Here is a 17240-nt window from a genome sequence, read left to right as displayed (position 1 = left end):
CCCATGCCCGCCACGCACCTCGCCGAACCCGGCATCCGCATCGGCCTGGCCGAGCTGATCGACATGCGCCACCGCGTGCGCGAGATCCAGCTGTTCTCCCGGCCCGGCCAGCGCAGCCCGCTGGTGGGCCTGCACCATTCCAAGCTGCGCGGACGCGGGGTCGACTTCGACCAGGTGCGCGTGTACCAGGCCGGCGACGACGTGCGCAACATCGACTGGCGTGTCACCGCTCGCACGCAGGAACCCCACACCAAGCTGTTCCATGAAGAGCGCGAGCGGCCGATCTTCATCATGGTCGAGCAGAGCCAGCGCCTGTTCTTCGGCTCGGGCCTGATGTTCAAGTCGGTGCTCGCGGCCCAGGCGGCGGCGTTGTTCGGCTGGGCGGCGCTGGGCCATAACGACCGCATCGGCGGCCTGGTGTTCGGCGACAACGAACACCACGAGATCAAGCCCCGCCGCAGCAAGCAGAGCCTGCTGCAACTGCTCAACCGCCTGGCCAAGGTCAACCAGTCGCTGCACACCGAAGCGTTGCCCCAACCCGACAGCCTGGGCCTGGCACTGCGCCGCGCGCGCGAAGTGCTGCGCCCCGGCAGCCTGGCCATCGTCATCTGCGACGAACGCGCGCTCACCCAGGCCGTCGAACAGCACCTGGCAATGCTCTCACGCCACTGCGACGTGCTGCTGATGCCGGTCTCCGACCCTCTCGACCACGCCCTGCCCGCCGCTGGCCTGCTACGCTTCGCTCAACGCGGCGCGCACCTGGAGCTCGACACCCTGGACGCCAACCTGCGCCAGCTCTATCGCCAACAGGCCGAAGCACGTATCGAGCGCTGGGAACTGCTGGCGCAGAAAATGCGCGTGGTGCTGATGCCGTTGAGCACCCAGAGCGAAATGATCGAGCAGTTGCGCGAGTACCTCAACCAGCGTCCGGGAAGCGGCCAATGAACCCGCTCGACCAGCTGCAACCCCTGATCGCCCCGCCGGCCATCGGCCTGTGGCCACCGGCGCCGGGCTGGTGGCTGCTGCTGGTCCTGTTGCCGCTGCTCGGCTGGGGGCTATGGCGCCTGCGTCGCTGGCGGCCAGGCCGACGCCAGGCGCCGCCCGCCGAACAGCCACTGGACCCGATCCGCGTCGAAGCCCTGGCCGAACTCGCCCGCTTGCCGCGCCCCTACGACGGTGCACCGGCGGGTGCCTGGCTGCAGCAGATCAATGCCCTGCTCAAACGCCTGTGCCGCAATCACTACCCCGGCGCCAACAGCCACACCCTCAACGGCCGCCAGTGGCTGGCGTTTCTCGACAACCGCTGTCCGGCCGCCGGCCTGACCCGCTGGATGGTACTGGTCGAAGGCGCCTACAAGCCCGAGTGCAAGCTCGACGACAAGGCCATCGCCGGGCTCGCCCAGGCGGTCGAGACCTGGATTCGCAAACATGTTTGACCTGGCCTGGCCGTGGATCTTCGCCCTGCTGCCGCTGCCCTGGCTAATGCGCCTGCTGTTGCCTGCCGCCGACAGTGGCGAGCCGGTGCTCAAGGTGGGCTTTCTCGATGAGCTTGAAGGCCTTGCCGGGCGCCGCGCCCGCCTCAACCTGCCAACCTGGCGCCAGCAGGCGCCGTTCGTGGTGATCTGGCTGCTTCTGCTGCTGGCGGCCGCCCGGCCACAGTGGCTGGGCGACCCGGTACCGATCGCGGCCAGCGGCCGCGACCTGCTGGTAGCGGTGGACGTGTCGGGCTCGATGGACTTCCCCGACATGCAATGGAAAGGCGACGAAATCAGTCGCCTCGACCTGGTCAAGGCGCTGCTCGGTGACTTTCTCCAGGACCGTGAAGGCGACCGGGTTGGGCTGATCCTGTTCGGCAGCGAGGCCTACCTGCAAGCCCCGCTGACCTTCGACCGACGCACCGTGCGTACCTTCCTCGACGAAGCGCAGATCGGCATCGCCGGCAAGAACACCGCCATCGGTGATGCCATCGGCCTTGCGGTCAAGCGCCTGCGTCAGCGCCCGGCACAGAGCCGGGTGCTGGTGCTAGTGACCGATGGCGCCAACAACGGCGGGCTGATACATCCCCTGACGGCCGCGCGCCTGGCGGCCCAGGAAGGCGTACGCATCTACACCATCGGCATCGGCGCCAACCCCGACGCCAGTGGTACTCCAGGCCTGCTCGGCCTGAATCCGAGCCTGGACCTGGACGAAGCCTCACTCAAGGAAATCGCCGAGCTCACCCATGGCGCCTATTTCCGCGCCCATGACGGTGCCGAGCTGAACAGCATCGGTGACACCCTCGATCAGCTCGAACCAGTAGCCCAGCAACCCACCCAGGCGCGCACCGCCAGGGAGCTTTATGCCTGGCCGCTGGCCCTGGCGCTGCTGCTCAGCGTCCTGTTGGTGATCGCCGTGCAGTGGCCTGACAATCTGCTGCAACGCGCGCTGCGTCGACCACGCTTTCTGCAGCCCCACCCCGAATGGCGCCAGCGCCTCAAGCGCCTGCGCCTGAGGAGGCGGCGATGATCGAACTCTGGCCACAATGGCTGCGCCCACTCTGGCTGCTGGTGGTGCCCCTGCTCGGCTGGCTGCTGTTCAAGCTCTGGCATCGGCGCAAACGTGCCGGACGCTGGCAGATGATCCTGCCGCCGCAGTTCCATGCAGTGTTGCTCGGGGGCGGCAATGGCAGCACCAGCAAGCTGCCGTGGATCGCCCTGGGCCTGGCCTGGCTGCTGGTGCTCCTGGCCCTGCTCGGGCCCAGCTGGCAGCGCCTGGAAGAAACCCGCCAACGCCCGGCCGACCCGCTGGTGATCCTGCTCGAACTGACCCCGCAGATGCTCGCCGAAGACAGCCCGCCCAACCGTCTGGAACAGGCCCGACGCAAGGTGCTCGACCTGCTCGAACACCGTCGCGACAGCCAGACCGCGTTGATCGTCTATGCCGGCAGCGCGCACACCCTGGTGCCACTGTCGGATGACCTGGGCACCACACGCAACCTGCTCGAGGCCGTCGACCCCTCGATCATGCCGCAGCCCGGCCACCGCGCCGACCTGGCAGTGCAAAAGGGCCTGGCGCTGCTCGCTCAGAGCGGCCTGGGGCAAGGCCGCGTGCTGCTGATCGGGAGCTCGCTCAGCCAGCAGGAGCGCCAGGGTATCGTCCAGGCCCTGGGTCGCCAGGGCCCCTCTTTGTTGATGCTCGGCGTCGGCACCGCCGAGGGCGCGCCCGTGCGCCAGGCCAGTGGCGAGTACCTCAAGGATGACCAGGGCGCCATCCTCGTCCCACGCCTGGACAGCGCCGAGCTCAAGCGCTTCATCGCCGGCACGGGCGGACGCTACCGGCATGCCCGTATCGACGATCTCGACCTGCGCGGTCTGGGCCTGTTCGACTCCCCCCGCGCCCTGCGCAACGACGGCCAGACCCTGCAACTGGACAGCTGGGCCGACCAGGGCTACTGGCTATTGCTGCCCCTGTTGCTGCTGGCCGCCTGCGCCGGACGTCGCGGCTGGCTGTTCTGCCTGCCACTGCTGCTGGCCCTGCCCCAACCGAGCCAGGCGTTCGAATTCCAGGACCTCTGGCGTCGCCCCGACCAACAGGGCCAGCACCTGCTGCAACACCAGCGCCCGGCCGAAGCCGCCCAGCGCTTCGAGGATCCGCAGTGGCGCGGCATGGCGCTGTACCAGGCAGGCGACTACACTGGCGCCGCCCAGGCCTTCGCCCAGGGCAACAGCGCCGCGGCCCACTACAATCGAGGCAACGCCCTGGCCCGCGCTGGCGAACTGGATGCCGCTCTGGATGCCTACGAGCAGGCACTGGAGCGCCAGCCCGACCTGCAACCGGCGCTGGACAACCAGGCACTGGTGCAACAACTGCTGCAACAACGCGAGGCCCGCGCCGAGCAAAAACCGGACACCAGCGACGCACAACCAACGCCGAGCCGCGACACCGACGGCAACAGCAGCTCGGCCGCCAGCAGTGCCCAGGGCACGCCCGGCAACGACGAACAGAGCCCCGCGCAGGACGGTGGCGACAGCACCAGCAACAGCAACAACCAGGCGTCGTCCGGCAACCAGGGCGGCGATGATGACAGCCTCACCCAGCCGCCGCAGCGGCCCACCTCTACCAGCCTCGACGCCGAACAGCGCCAGGCCCTGGAGCAGTGGTTGCGGGAGATCCCCGACAACCCGGCGCAGTTGCTGCGACGCAAATTCTGGTACGAACAGCAATTGCATCAGGAACCCCAACGATGAGTCGCCTCGGCGTCTTCTTGCTCAGCCTGCTCTGGCTCACCCTGGCCCAGGCCCAACCGGCGCTGCAGGCGAGTGTCGATCGCACCCGCGTGGAGGCCGGTGAAACCCTGGAGCTCACGCTGGAAAGCCAGGATGTCACCCAGTTCGGCAAACCTGACCTGCGCGCCCTGGAGGGCGACTTCGAAGTGCGCGGCACCCGCCAGCTCAACAGCCTGCACACCCTCGATGGCGAAACCCGTGCCAGCACCCGCTGGATCGTCACCCTGCTGCCACGGCGCAGCGGCAGCCTGCAGATCCCGGAGTTGCAACTGGGGCAGTCGCGCAGCCAGGCCATCGAATTGCAAGTGGTACAACCCGACCCCAATCGCCCGGACAGCGCCTCGCAGGTGTTCATCGAGGCGACCCTCGACAACCCCGAGGTCTACGTCCAGGCCCAGGCCGTACTGACCCTGCGCATCTACCATTCGGTGTCGCTTTACGACGACAGCAACCTCAGCCCGCTGCGCCTTGAGAACGCCAAGGTCGAGCCGCTGGGCGAGTCGCGCACCTACGAAAAAGAAATCAACGGCGTGCGCCATGGCGTGATCGAAACCCGCTACGCGCTTTATCCGCAACAGAGCGGCGCACTGCAAGTGCCTCCCCTGACCTTCACCGCCACCGCTGCCGACAGCGCTGAACCGCCTGCCGGCGGAGCACGCAGCGGGCGCCAGGTGCAGGTCAGCTCGTTGCCGCTTGACCTGCAGGTCAAGGCCATCCCCGCGACCTGGCCTGCCGGTGTGACCTGGCTCCCGGCCCGCAGCCTCAGCCTGGAAGAACGTTGGAACCCCGACCCGAACCAGCAGCCGACGCAGATTGGTGATTCCCTGACGCGCAGCATCACCCTGCGCGCCGAGGGGCTGTCCAGCACGCAGTTGCCACCGCTGCCGGCTACCGAGGTCACTGGCCTGCGCCGTTACCCGGACCAACCCCTGCTGCGCAACGAGATCAATGAACGCGGCATGACCGCCAATCGTGAGGAGCGCGAAGCGCTGGTGCCGATCCACAGTGGCAACCTGATGCTGCCTGCGCTGGAGGTCACCTGGTGGAACACCCTCGAAGACCATCTGGAGCACAGTAGCCTGCCGGCGCGAAGCATCAAGGTCGACGATAACCCGGCGTTGAGCGCCGACACGCCGGTGGGGGATGTCAGCAGCGGATCTGCGCTGCTCTGGCCGTGGCAACTGGCAACGATGATATTGGCGCTGACCACACTGCTGGGCTTTGCCCTCTGGTGGCGGGCGCGTTCGCAACCGGCGGTACTGCGCGCATCGCAGAGTGGGCCCAGCCCGCGTACGCTGCTCGACGATCTCAAGCGCGCGACCCTCGCCAACGATCCGCAGGCGACGCGCCAGGCGCTGGACGCCTGGGCGCGGCAGCAACCCGAGACCCTGGCGGAGATGGCGGCGCGCTTCGTGCCCTTGTCCAATGCCCTGGATGGGCTCAATGGCGCGCTCTACAGCGAGGCGGGGCAGCATTGGCAGGGGGATGAGTTGTGGCGGGCGATCGGGGATATTCCTTCGGCTCAGCAGGGGTTGCCTGTGGGTGGGGATGGTGGGGGTTTGCCGCCGCTTTATCCCAAGTGAGTTTTCACAGTGTTCGCATGTGATTGCGTGAGGGCTGACAGGTGCTCGCCGATAGATTTTTAGCGCCTGTGAGATCGAGCGCCGCCCGCGCGGCGCTTCGCGGGCAAGCCCGCTCCTACAGTTTGTTTCGGGCCAATGAATCCTGTGGCATTTTCGCGCGACCCCTTTGGCGCACGGCGCGGTACCGAGTCGTACACACCAGGCGTCGCGCGCCTGTGGCACAGGCATACCTGGCCCGAAACAAACTGTAGGGGCGGCGGTTCGGCGCTCCGACTTGCCCGCGAAGCGCCGCGCGGGCGGCGCTCGATCTCATAGGCGCCAAAAATCTTTCGGCGAACACCTATCAGCCTCTAAGCAAACACTCGCCTGGCGACCTCGCAGCAACAGCAAAAGCGAACCTGCGCAGCCACTTGGGTTACCATACCCGCCCTCCGAGACCCCATCCCAAGCGCAGCCCCGGCCGCTCGCTTGATTCGACACCAACAGGTCCTCCATGCGTCTGTTTCACACCTCCGACTGGCACCTGGGCCAGAGCCTCCACGGCCAGGAACGCGACTTCGAACACGCCTGCTTCCTCGACTGGCTGCTCGGCCAGCTGCGCCTGCGCCAACCCGACGCGCTGTTGATCGCCGGGGATATCTTCGACACGGTCAACCCACCGGTCAAAGCCCAGGAGCGCCTCTACGACTTCATCGTCCAGGCCCACGAACAGCAGCCCAAGCTGGACATCGTGATGATCGCCGGCAACCACGACTCCGGCTCGCGCATCGAATTGCCCGCCGCCCTGATGCGCCGCCTGCGCACTCACGCCCTGGGCCGAGTGCACTGGCTCGACGAAGGCCAGCTCGACGCCGAACGCCTGCTGATCCCGCTGACCAACGCCCGCGGCAAGGTCTGTGCATGGTGCCTGGCCCTACCCTTCCTGCGCCCGGCAGAAGTCACCGGCCCGCAACTGGGCGATGACTACCTGCAAGGCATCACCCAGGTGCATCAGCAACTGATCGCCGCCGCCCTTGGCAAGCGCAAGAAGGACCAGGCGCTGATCGCCATCAGCCACGCCCACATGGCCGGCGGCTCGATTTCCGAAGACTCCGAGCGCAGCCTGATCATCGGCAACGCCGAAGCCCTGCCGGCGCGGTTGTTCGACAAGGCCATCAGTTATGTCGCCCTGGGCCACCTGCACAAGCCACAGAAGGTCAACCGGGAGAACCGCATCCGCTACAGCGGCGCGCCTATCCCGCTGTCGTTCGCCGAGATCAACTACCCGCACCAGGTACTGGAGATCGAGCTGGACGGCACCGAGCTGCTCAGCGTCGAACCGCGCCTGGTACCGCGGGCCGTGGCCTTGCAGCGCATGGGCCCGGCACCGCTCGGCGAACTGCTCGAGCAGCTTGCCGACCTGCCGGTGATCGACCTCCTCGAAGACCCCAACCGCCAGCCGTGGCTGGAAGTGCGAGTACGCCTGGACGAACCGCAGCCCGACCTGCGGCAACAGATCGAAAGCGCACTGCTGGGCAAGGCAGTGCGCCTGGTGCGCATCAGCGCCGAATATGCTGGGCGCAACGTTCAGGACGAGGACGCACAGGCCTTCGTCGAGCTGTCGCAGATGACCCCGCAGGACCTGTTCGGCCGCGCCTGGGAGCAGGCCTACGGCAGCCCCGTCGATGAACAGACCCTGAGCGACTTCGCCCTGCTGCTGCAGGACGTGCAACTGGAGGAGCAGCCATGAAGATCCTGGCCATCCGCCTGAAGAACCTTGCCTCCCTGGCCGGCCCCATCGACATCGACTTCACTGCCGAGCCCTTGGCCAGCGCCGGGTTGTTCGCCATCACCGGCCCGACCGGCGCAGGCAAGAGCACCCTGCTCGATGCCCTGTGCCTGGCGCTGTTCGGTACGGTGCCACGTCTGAACGAGATCGGCCGCGAAGCCAAGGTGCCGGACGCCGACGGCGAAATCCCCACCTCCGATCCGCGCAACCTGTTGCGCCGCGGCACCGGCAGCGGCTTTGCCGAGGTCGATTTCGTCGGCATCGATGGCAAGCGCTACCGCGCCCGCTGGGAAGCCAACCGAGCGCGTGACAAGGCCAACGGCAAATTGCAGCACAGCCGCCAGAGCTTCTACGACCTGGACGGCGAACAACTGCTGGCCAGCGGCAAGAACGAATACAAGCAACTGGCCGAAGCACGCCTGGGGCTGAATTTCGAGCAGTTCACCCGTGCGGTGATGCTGGCCCAGAGTGAGTTCGGAGCCTTCCTCAAGGCCGACGATCGCGAGCGCAGCGAACTGCTGGAAAAGCTCACCAACACGGCCATCTATACCCGCCTGGGGCAGCGCGCCTTCACCCGCTCGCGCGAGGCCGCCGAAGCGCTCAAGGATCTTGAGGATCGCGCCAGCCACCTGCTGCCGCTGGCTGCCGAGGCCCGCGCCGAACTTGACCAGCGCCTGGAGCAGGCGCAACAGCACTTCAAGGGCGAACAGGCGCGCGAGCGGCAGCTTGAACAACAGTGCGCCTGGCTCAGCGAACAACAGCGCCTGCTGGCCCAACACGCCGAGGCCAGTGAAGCGCTCAAGGCCGCCGAGCACGCCAGCGCACAGCTCAGCGAGCAGCGCATCGACCTGCAACGCCTGGAGCGCCTGGCCCCGCAGCGCCATCAGTTCCACCGTCAACTGGCCCTGGCCGCCCAGCTCACGCCGCTGGCCGCCGAAATCGCCGAGCAGATACGCCAGCAGACCGAACTGCACACCCGTACCGGCGAACTGGAGCAGGCGCAGCTCGCGGCACGCGACGCGCTCACGCAATGCCAGGCGCAGCACAGCGAGAACGCTCCCCGCCTGCGCCAGGCCTTTGCCGCCCAGGACGGCCTCGCCCGCCTCGACCAGGACCTGGCAAAACAGCACTCGGCCTGCCAGCAGGCTGAGCAGGACCTTGCCGAAGGCCAGCAGCATCTGCAGCAGCTGGAACAGAACCAGCAGCGCAGCCTGGAACAACTGGCCCTGATCGACACCGCGCTGGCCGACAGCCAACACCTGGCGGGCCTGGCCAATGCCTGGCAGGCCTACCTGCCGCAGCTCAAGCAGGTGATGCTGATCGGTGGCCGTCTGGCCAAGGGTCGCGAAGAACTGCCAGGCTTGCAGGCGCAGGCCAGCCAGGCCAATACCCAGCTGCAAACCCAGCGCGACAGTTTCGAACTGCTGTTCCGCGAAGCCAAGGCCGAACCCCAGGCCCTGGCCGAACAGATCGACTTGCTCGGCGGCATGCTGCAGGACAACCGCAAGCAGCAGCGTGCTGTCGAGGAACTGTCGCGCCTGCACGGTCGCGAGATGGAACTGCGCCAGCAGCTCGACGCCCTGCGTGAGCGCCAGCAACAGGCCATGCAGCAGCGCCAGCAACTGATCAGCGACGGCACATCGGCCAAGGCCCGGCTGGAAACGGCAGAACAGGCGCTCGCCCTCACTCGCCAGTTGCTCGATCGCCAACGCCTGGCGCGCAACACCAGCGTCGAAGAATTGCGCGGCCAACTGCGCGACGGCGAACCCTGCCCGGTTTGCGGCAGCGCCGAGCATCCGTTCCACCAGCCCGAAGCGCTGTTGCAGAGCCTCGGCCGCCATGACCAGGCCGAAGAAGAGGCCGCGCAGCAACAGGTCGAGGCCCTCAACGGTCAGCTGGTGGAGCTGCGCACCCAGTTGGGCGTGGTCAACGCCCAGCTCAAGGATTTCCAACAGCAGCAACAGCAACTCGGCGAACAGCTGCAGCCCTTGGTCGCACAGGTGCAGGCCCACAGTCTGTGGCCAGCCCTGGCACCGCAGGACGACAAGGCTCGCAGCGCCTGGCTCGACAGCCAGCTGCGGCGCCTGGACGAGGAAATCGGCAAGGACGAGAAGCGCCAGAGCGCCCTGCTCGCCCTGCAAAAGGACGCCGCCCGCCTCACCCAGCAGTTGCAGGCGGCGCAAGAGGCCCAGCAACAGGCCCAGCGCCATCTGGAGCAACAGCACCAGGCCTTGGCCAACGACGAGCAACAACTGCAACAAGGGCTGAAGGACCTCGCCAGCGTACTGCCGGACGACGTACTCAAGGCCCTGAGCGACGACCCGACCCACGCTTTCGTCGCCCTCGACCAGCAGATCACCCAGCGCCTGCAGCAGCTCGAACAGCGCAAGGACGAACAGGAAGAACAGCAGGCGCGCCAGCTACAGCTGGACAAGCTGCGCGACCAGCATCAAGCACGGCTGGACACCCAGGAACAACTGCGTCAGCAACTCGCCGCCCTCGAGGCCCAGCGACAGCAGGCCCAGGCCGCACTGGCCGAGTTGCTCGGCGAACAGCCCAGCGCCGAAGCCTGGCAACAGCATATGGACGCGCAACTGGAGCAGGCACGGGCGCTCGACGCGGATACCGCACAACACCTGCAGACGCTGCGCACCCAAGGCGTGCAGTTGGCCAGTGAGCTCAAGGCCAACGGCAATCGCCAGCAGGCACTGGAACAGGAACACCAGCAACTGCACGGCGACATCGCCCAATGGCGCGCCGAGCACCCTGAGTTGGACGACGTTGGTCTGGAGCGCCTGCTGGCCATCGACGACGCCGCCGTCAGCGCGCTGCGCCAGCACTTGCAGGACGCCGACAAGGCCGTCGAGCAGGCGCGGGTGCTGCTGCACGAGCGCGAACAGCGCCTGCAACAGCACAGCGCCGATTCGAACGTCCAGGTGTCGGCCGAAGACCTGCAACAGAGCCTTGGCGAACTGCGCGAGCAATTGGCCATCCACGAACAGCACTGCGCCGAACTGCGCGCCCAACAGGCCGACGACCAGCGTCGCCAGCAGGCGCACCAGGCACTCGCCGACGACATCGACAAGGCCCGTGGCGAGCGCCAGCGCTGGGGCCGGCTCAATGACCTGATCGGCTCGGCCTCAGGCGATGTGTTCCGCAAGATCGCCCAGGGCTACAACCTCGACCTGCTGCTGCACCACGCCAACAATCAGTTGCGCCAGTTGGCCCGGCGCTATCGCCTCAAGCGCGGTGGCAGCGCCCTCGGCCTGCTGGTGCTGGACACCGAGATGGGCGACGAACTGCGCTCGGTGCACTCGCTGTCGGGCGGTGAGACCTTCCTGGTCTCGCTGGCACTGGCACTGGGGCTGGCGTCGATGGCCTCGAGCACCCTGCGCATCGAGTCGCTGTTCATCGACGAAGGCTTCGGCAGCCTGGACCCCGAGTCGTTGCAGCTGGCCATGGATGCGCTCGACGGCCTGCAGGCCCAGGGGCGCAAGGTCGCGGTGATTTCCCACGTGCAGGAGATGCATGAGCGCATTCCGGTACAGATCCAGGTACGCCGCCAGGGCAATGGCCTGAGCGATGTCGAGGTCTGCGGGTGATCCTCTATTCATTCCGCCGTTGCCCCTGGGCCATGCGTGCGCGCCTGGCCCTGCGTTATGCAGGCTGTGACGTGGAAGTTCGCGAGGTGGCGCTCAAGGACAAGCCAGCCGAACTGCTGGCCCTGTCGCCCAAGGGCACGGTGCCGGTGCTCGATACCGGGGAGCGGGTGCTGGAGGAGAGTCTGGACATCATGCGCTGGGCGCTGGCGCAAGACGACCCGCAAGACTGGCGGCTGCTGGCCGATCCACTGGCGGCTGAACGGGGCGAAGCGCTGATCGCGCGCAATGACCGGGACTTCAAGGCGCAGGTCAACCTGTACAAATACGCCGAGCGCTACCCGGAGCATTCACGCGAGCATTACCGCCAGCAGGCCGAAGCCTGGCTGGCGGAGCTCGAAGGCCTGCTCGAGAGCAGGCCTTTCCTGCTGGCGGACCACCCAAGCCTGACTGATGCCGCGTTGCTGCCATTGCTGCGCCAGTTCGCCGGGGTCGAACCTCAGTGGTTCGCCGAGGCGGCTTATCCGCGGGTGCGGAGCTGGTTGCAGGGATGGCTGGCATCGGACCTGTTCAAGGCGATCATGGCCCGCTGAAAAACCCATTGACCAGGTTTCTGTGGGAGTAGGCTTGCTCGCAAACACCGGCGGAGTCGGTGCCATGGCACCGTGGTGACTGCTTCGCAAGCAAGCCCGCTCCCACAAAAACCTGTCAGGGGTCGATCAGCTGCTGTGCTTGGCACTCAGGGCTGCGTGGAAATGGGCACTCTGGCGCAGGTACTGCTCGGTGTAGCTGTGGGTTTCGACAGTTTTGCTGCGGCTTTCCGACTGGGCATGGACCGGCAGCACGACGGAAGCGGAAATGGCAGAAGCGGCAATGACCGGGAAGAGATTGAAGTTCATCGGTGTGTCCTCGTCTTCGCTGTTTGACAGTGGCCCTCTTGGGCCTTGGGTCAAACTTACGCCGACGAGGCGCTTGGCTGAAATTCATTGCAGCAGTAGCGATTATCAAGCCGATTGATAGTCAATCGAGAAACTTCAGGTCCGAAGGCGCGTCCTGGGGCAGTGTCTGCACCGTTTCGCCAAGCTTGCCGCTGCGCGGATCACGGCGCATGACCACGATCTGGTTGCTCTTCTGGTTGGCCACCAGCAGGAAGTTGCCGCTTGGATCCAGGGTGAATTCCCGGGGGTGATCGCCTTCCACCGAGCGACGCTGCAGCAAGGTCAACTGGCCGTCGTCCTTACCCACGGCGTAGACCACGATCTGGTTGGCGCTGCCGCGGTTGCTGACGTACAGGAAACGTCCATCGGCGGACAAGTGCAGGCCGCCCGCGGCCTTGGCGGCAGGTTCGGTGCTGTCGGCCAACGGCAGGCGCTGACGCTCGAGCAACGCACCGTCCAGAACGTCGAAGGCCACCACCTCGGCACTCATTTCCAGCGTGAGGTAGGCATGCCGCCCCTTGGCATCGAACAGCAGGTGCCGTGGCCCGCTGCCTGGCGGCAAGGTGACGAACGCGGGTATCGCCGGGCTCAGCGGCCGGTCGGTACTGGCGCCGTCGTAGCGGTAGATGAACACCTTGTCGGCGCCCAGGTCACTGGCATACAGGTGGCGGCCATCGGGCGACTGGACCACCGAGTGCACATGGGCACCGGCCTGGCGCTCGGGATTGACCTTGCTCGGGGCATGGCGCAGCTGCTGTAGCACCGCCTTGAGCTTGCCGTCGCGCGCCACCGGGACCACCACCAGGCTACCGCCAGGATCGGGCGCCACCGCGTAGTTGGCGACGAACAGGTAGCGCTGGTCGTGACTGAGGCTGGCGTGGGTCGGTTCATCGCCCAGGCTGGCGACCTGGTTCAGCGGGGTTATCTCGCCTTTGCCGCTCACACCAAAGCTGCTGATGTGCCCCGCGGGCGTCTCGTTCACCGCGAACAGTTGACGCTGGTCGGCAGACAGCACCAGCCAGGACGGGCTGACAGCCTTGACCACCTGCTGGGCTGGCGTGGCGATCTGGCCGCTGCGCGGGTCGAATTGATAACGGTAGATGCCTTGGCTGGCACCTTCGGTGTAACTGCCGACCAGCAAGGTGGCAGCCTGGGTGTGGATCGACAGGCTCATCAGACTAGCGGTCAGCAGGCTCTTGGAGGTCAGCTTCATCTTCGTCATCTTCCGGGGCGCGAAACGCACTCATCAAGACTAGACGGTGTTCTGCTTGGGCATCGTCGAGCAGCCAATCGTTCCCCTCTGCCCGCGCAGCGGCGATCTGTTCGGGGGTGAAGCTCCAGCGGCGCAACTGGCGCCCGTCCATGCATTCGATGGTGAGGCCGGAAGTGTCGCAGGTGAATTCGAAGGCGTGCAGGCCGTCGATCAGGAGCATGTCGCAGGTTTGCAGGGCGGTTGCGAGAGGGGGCATGGGTGCACCTTGGGGTAGGAAGGTGGCCATTATATCTTCGGATCACTGCAAGAGGCCTTGAAACTGTGCAGGAGCGGCCTTGCGCCGCTCCTGCACGAATAGCGTCAGTTTCCTCAGTGGGCGAAGATCGAGCCCCCCTCCTTGCCCACCATCTTCTCGGGCTTGATCAGGAACCGTGCCAGCGCCGGCAGCAGCCACAACGCGCCGAACATGTTCCAGAGCAGCATGAAGGTCAGCATCAGGCCCATGTCGGCCTGGAACTTGATCGCCGAGAAAATCCAGGTGCACACGCCGATTGCCAGGCACAGACCGGTGAACAGCACCGCCTTGCCGGTGGAGCGCAGGGTCTCGTAATAGGCCTCCTGCAGCGGCAGGCCCGCGCGCAGGAAGCTTTCCAGGCGGCTGTAGATATAGATGCCGTAGTCCACACCGATCCCCACGCCCAAGGCGACCACCGGCAGCGTCGCGACCTTCACGCCAATGCCCATGAACGCCATCAGCGCGTTGCCCAGTACCGAGGTCAGGACCAGCGGCAGGACGATGCACAGGGTGGCGGCGAAGGAGCGGAAGGTGATCATGCACATCACCGCCACGCAGATGTACACCAGGATCAGGATGGTCAGCTCGGCCGACTTGATCACCTCGTTGGTGGCCGCCTCGATGCCGGCGTTACCGGCCGCCATGAGGAACTGCAGGCCTTCCTTGTTGTGCGCATCGGCAAAGGCCTTGGCCGCCGTGGTGACGCGCTCGAGGGTCTCGGCCTTGTGGTCGTTGAGGAACACCAGCACCGGTGCCAACGAGCAGTCGGCGTTGTACAGGCCGTCTGCGCGGGCGATGGAGTTGTTGAGGATGTCCGGGTTGCGCGAGAGGGTCTCCCACTTCAGGCTGCCCTCGTTCATGCCCTTGATGACCTGCTTGGACACGGTCACCAGGGAGATGGTCGACTGCACGCCCGGCGTGTTGTCCATGGTCCACATCAGCTCGTCGATCGGCGCCATGGTCGAGTGGATCGAGCAGCTCTCTGCCGGGGTCTTGACCATGATCACCAGCACATCCGAACTGGTCGAGTAGTTGTTGATGATGAAGCTGTTGTCCTGGTTGTAGCGCGAATCCGGACGCAGCTCCGGCGCGCCCTGGTCGAGATCGCCGATCTTCAGGTTCTGGCTGTACCAGAGACCGCCGGCAAAGGCGACCAGCGCGAGTGCGATCGACACCGGCGCCACCTTGGGGCTGGCGAAGTTCGACAGCAGGCGCCAGAACGGGTGCTCGCAGACCGCGTCCTTCTTGCTGCGGGCGATGGCCTTCTGGCTGATGCCGACGTAGCTGATCGCGACCGGCAGCAGGATCAGGTTGGTGAAGACGATGACCGCCACACCGATCGAGGCCCCGATGGCCAGTTCGCGGATCACGCCAATGTCGATGATCAGCAAGGTGATGAAGCCCACGGCGTCGGCGAGGATGGCGATCATCCCCGGCAGGAACAACTGGCGGAAGGTGCGCCGCGCTGCGGTCAGGGCGTTGTCGGCATCGCTGGACTGCAAGGCGATGCCGTTGATCTTCTGCACCCCGTGCGAGATACCGATGGCGAAGATCAGGAACGGCACCAGCATCGAGTAAGGATCGAGGCCGAAGCCGACCGCATGCATCAGCCCTAGCTGCCACACCACCGCCACCAGCGTGGTGATGAGCACGGCGATGGTGCTGCGAATGCACCAGGTGAACCAGTACAGCAACGCCCAGGTGATGACCAGCGCAACCCCGAAGAACATCGCCACCATCACCAGGCCGTCGATCAGGTCACCGACCTTCTTGGCGAAGCCGACGATGTGGATCTTCACGTTCGGGTTCTGCGCCTGGAACTTGTCGCGGATCTTCTCTTCCAGTTGGTGGGAGAATTTCTGGTAGTCCAGCTTGGTCAGCTTGCCCGGGTCTTGTGGGTCGGGGAAGTTTTCCAGCAGCGGGATGTCGACGATGCTCGACTTGAAGTTGTTGGCCACCAGGCGCCCGACCTGGCCAGACTTGAGCACGTTGTCACGCAAGGTGTCGAGGCTGTCCTGCGAGCCGTTGTAGGTGTTGGGGATCACCTCGCCGCCGGAGAAACCTTCCTCGGTCACCTCGCTCCAGCGCACGCTCGGGCTCCACAACGACTTCAGCCCGGCACGGTCGACGCCAGGGATGTAGAACACCTCGTCGTGGATCTGGCGCAGGGTCTCCATGTAGTCCTTGTCGAAGATGTCGCCGTTGACCGCCTCGACCGAAATGCGCACGGTGTTGCCGAGGTTGGCCAGGTCATTGCGGTGCTCCATCATCTGTTCGATGAACGGGTGCTGCAGCGGGATCATCTTCTCGAAGCTGGTGGAGGGGCGAATCTGCGTGGCCTGCCAGAACAGGAAGATGCTCACCAGCACGCACAGGGCGATGACCACGGGGCGGTTGTTGAAGATCAGCCGCTCGAGCAGGGTGGCCTTGTCCTTGTGGTGGGGCATGTTGAAATTCTCCGGACGGGTCATGGCCGAGCCTCCTCGGCGCCTTCGGCGGTGGCCAGGTGTACGCCACCCTGCCCCACCAGCAGCAGGCCGCCATCGGCCAGACCGCTGACACCGGACAGCGCGATGCGATCGGCGCGGTTGTAGACCGTGAACGTCTGTCCGTCGTCGCGGCTGCGCAGCACGCTGCCACCGTTACCGACCACGACGAGGCTGCCATCATCGAGAAGCGTAGCGTTTGCCAGGCCGAATTCGAGCGCCCCCCGTCCCGCCTCCAGCGGGATGGCTTGCCAGGTGTCGCCAAAGTCGGTGGAACGGAACAGGTTGCCGCGCAGTCCGTAAGCCAGCAGCGTGTGCGCCTGCCCAGTGCCGGTCACGCCGAACAGCGAGCCCTCGTAGGGGCTTTCGACGTGCGACCAGGTCTGGCCGTCGTCGCTGGAGCGGAACATGCTGCCCTGCTCGCCCACGATGAACAGGCCGGCATCCTTCACCTGGGTGATGCCATTGAGGTGCAACTGGTCGGGGTTGTCGAGACGCTCGGCGACGTCCTGCCAGTTCTGCCCACCGTCGGTGGTTTCCAGCAGCGCACCATAGGCGCCGACGGCGAAGCCGTGCTGGGCATCGACGAAACGCACATCGAGCAGCGGGGCTTCACGGGAGAGATCTTCGAACTGCTTGCTCCACGTCGCACCGCCGTCGCTGCTGGCGAGAATCTGCGCGTCATGGCCGACTGCCCAACCACGCTTGTCGTCGAGGAAGAACACGGCGGTGAGCAGTTGACGGGTTGGCACCCGAGCCTGAGTCCAGGTCTTGCCCTGGTCGTCGGAGAACAGGATATGGCCGCGATCGCCGACCACCACCAGGCGCTTGCCGGCGTGCACGCCGTCGATCAGCAGGCTCTGGCTGGCCTTGGCCGATTCCACCGAATATTCGGCCACGGCCGCGGCCTGTGCGGTACCTGTCCATGTGCCCAGCGCCAGCAACGCGCTGGCCGTCAACGCCAAGGCTCCGCGCCTGGCATCCGCCTTCAGCCATTCCCTCATGACCGCCCCCTGTTGTGTTCTTGTAGTGGGTCAATGCCTTGCAGGTACTGCGAAAACCCTTGATCCAGAGCCCTGCAATAGCTTTGGGC

At 66.0% G+C, this 17240-nt stretch carries 13 protein-coding genes; 8 read left to right on the top strand and 5 right to left on the bottom strand.

Annotated features, from left to right (window positions below; genetic code table 11):
- The first annotated feature begins 3 nt into the window (after nt 1-3).
- From APH44_RS16300 to APH44_RS16265, 8 genes are all read left to right on the top strand, one after another.
- A complete protein-coding gene (locus APH44_RS16300; RefSeq protein ID WP_054893622.1) occupies nt 4-945 on the top strand; it encodes a DUF58 domain-containing protein in 942 nt (313 codons plus the stop codon).
- The gene (locus APH44_RS16295; protein WP_054893621.1) at nt 942-1436 is read left to right on the top strand and encodes a DUF4381 domain-containing protein; all 495 of its coding nucleotides are present in this window, start codon (nt 942-944) and stop codon (nt 1434-1436) included. The genes APH44_RS16300 and APH44_RS16295 overlap by 4 nt, the downstream gene beginning before the upstream one ends.
- Complete coding sequence (locus APH44_RS16290; protein ID WP_054893620.1) at nt 1429-2505, top strand: VWA domain-containing protein; 1077 nt, start codon at nt 1429-1431, stop codon at nt 2503-2505. The genes APH44_RS16295 and APH44_RS16290 overlap by 8 nt, the downstream gene beginning before the upstream one ends.
- Nucleotides 2502-4226 carry a tetratricopeptide repeat protein gene (locus APH44_RS16285; RefSeq protein WP_054893619.1) on the top strand — a complete coding sequence of 575 codons (1725 nt, stop codon included), beginning with the start codon at nt 2502-2504 and terminating at the stop codon, nt 4224-4226. The genes APH44_RS16290 and APH44_RS16285 overlap by 4 nt, the downstream gene beginning before the upstream one ends.
- The gene (locus APH44_RS16280) at nt 4223-5848 is read left to right on the top strand and encodes a BatD family protein (protein WP_054893618.1); all 1626 of its coding nucleotides are present in this window, start codon (nt 4223-4225) and stop codon (nt 5846-5848) included. Before APH44_RS16285 ends, APH44_RS16280 begins: the two co-directional genes overlap by 4 nt.
- Nucleotides 5849-6341: 493 nt before the next feature.
- Nucleotides 6342-7577 (top strand): exonuclease SbcCD subunit D C-terminal domain-containing protein, encoded by a 1236-nt coding sequence (locus APH44_RS16275; RefSeq protein WP_054893617.1) that lies wholly within the window; start codon nt 6342-6344, stop codon nt 7575-7577.
- Nucleotides 7574-11218 (top strand): AAA family ATPase, encoded by a 3645-nt coding sequence (locus APH44_RS16270; protein ID WP_054893616.1) that lies wholly within the window; start codon nt 7574-7576, stop codon nt 11216-11218. Before APH44_RS16275 ends, APH44_RS16270 begins: the two co-directional genes overlap by 4 nt.
- Nucleotides 11215-11808, top strand: coding sequence for a glutathione S-transferase (locus APH44_RS16265; RefSeq protein ID WP_054893615.1), 594 nt, complete (start codon nt 11215-11217; stop codon nt 11806-11808). Before APH44_RS16270 ends, APH44_RS16265 begins: the two co-directional genes overlap by 4 nt.
- Nucleotides 11809-11934: 126 nt before the next feature.
- Here the strand turns inward: APH44_RS16265 and APH44_RS16260 are convergent, their stop codons facing one another.
- From APH44_RS16260 to APH44_RS16240, 5 genes are all read right to left on the bottom strand, one after another.
- Complete coding sequence (locus tag APH44_RS16260) at nt 11935-12114, bottom strand: hypothetical protein (protein ID WP_054893614.1); 180 nt, start codon at nt 12112-12114, stop codon at nt 11935-11937.
- 121 nt (nt 12115-12235) lie between these two features.
- Nucleotides 12236-13366: a lactonase family protein gene (locus tag APH44_RS16255; protein WP_054893613.1), complete on the bottom strand. Its 1131-nt coding sequence runs from the start codon at nt 13364-13366 to the stop codon at nt 12236-12238.
- Nucleotides 13332-13622, bottom strand: a complete 291-nt coding sequence (locus tag APH44_RS16250; protein ID WP_054893612.1) for a DUF5629 family protein — start codon at nt 13620-13622, stop codon at nt 13332-13334. Before APH44_RS16250 ends, APH44_RS16255 begins: the two co-directional genes overlap by 35 nt.
- Nucleotides 13623-13735: 113 nt before the next feature.
- Nucleotides 13736-16108, bottom strand: a complete 2373-nt coding sequence (locus tag APH44_RS16245) for an RND family transporter (RefSeq protein ID WP_370671066.1) — start codon at nt 16106-16108, stop codon at nt 13736-13738.
- A gap of 20 nt (nt 16109-16128) precedes the next feature.
- Nucleotides 16129-17151 carry a YCF48-related protein gene (locus APH44_RS16240; protein WP_054893610.1) on the bottom strand — a complete coding sequence of 341 codons (1023 nt, stop codon included), beginning with the start codon at nt 17149-17151 and terminating at the stop codon, nt 16129-16131.
- Nucleotides 17152-17240: the final 89 nt, after the last annotated feature.

This window comes from Pseudomonas sp. NBRC 111143, assembly GCF_001320965.1.
Classification (GTDB): Bacteria; Pseudomonadota; Gammaproteobacteria; order Pseudomonadales; family Pseudomonadaceae; genus Aquipseudomonas; species Aquipseudomonas machongensis.
Note: the sequence above shows the minus strand (reverse complement) of the source record. Positions and strands in the feature narration are given on the sequence as shown.

Coding starts and splice junctions, on each gene's coding strand:
- APH44_RS16300 (WP_054893622.1), top strand. CDS start 4: ATGCCCGCCACGCACCTCGCCGAACCCGGCATCCGCATCGGCCTGGCC.
- APH44_RS16295 (WP_054893621.1), top strand. CDS start 942: ATGAACCCGCTCGACCAGCTGCAACCCCTGATCGCCCCGCCGGCCATC.
- APH44_RS16290 (WP_054893620.1), top strand. CDS start 1,429: ATGTTTGACCTGGCCTGGCCGTGGATCTTCGCCCTGCTGCCGCTGCCC.
- APH44_RS16285 (WP_054893619.1), top strand. CDS start 2,502: ATGATCGAACTCTGGCCACAATGGCTGCGCCCACTCTGGCTGCTGGTG.
- APH44_RS16280 (WP_054893618.1), top strand. CDS start 4,223: ATGAGTCGCCTCGGCGTCTTCTTGCTCAGCCTGCTCTGGCTCACCCTG.
- APH44_RS16275 (WP_054893617.1), top strand. CDS start 6,342: ATGCGTCTGTTTCACACCTCCGACTGGCACCTGGGCCAGAGCCTCCAC.
- APH44_RS16270 (WP_054893616.1), top strand. CDS start 7,574: ATGAAGATCCTGGCCATCCGCCTGAAGAACCTTGCCTCCCTGGCCGGC.
- APH44_RS16260 (WP_054893614.1), bottom strand. CDS start 12,114: ATGAACTTCAATCTCTTCCCGGTCATTGCCGCTTCTGCCATTTCCGCT.
- APH44_RS16255 (WP_054893613.1), bottom strand. CDS start 13,366: ATGAAGCTGACCTCCAAGAGCCTGCTGACCGCTAGTCTGATGAGCCTG.
- APH44_RS16250 (WP_054893612.1), bottom strand. CDS start 13,622: ATGCCCCCTCTCGCAACCGCCCTGCAAACCTGCGACATGCTCCTGATC.
- APH44_RS16245 (WP_370671066.1), bottom strand. CDS start 16,108: ATGCCCCACCACAAGGACAAGGCCACCCTGCTCGAGCGGCTGATCTTC.
- APH44_RS16240 (WP_054893610.1), bottom strand. CDS start 17,151: ATGAGGGAATGGCTGAAGGCGGATGCCAGGCGCGGAGCCTTGGCGTTG.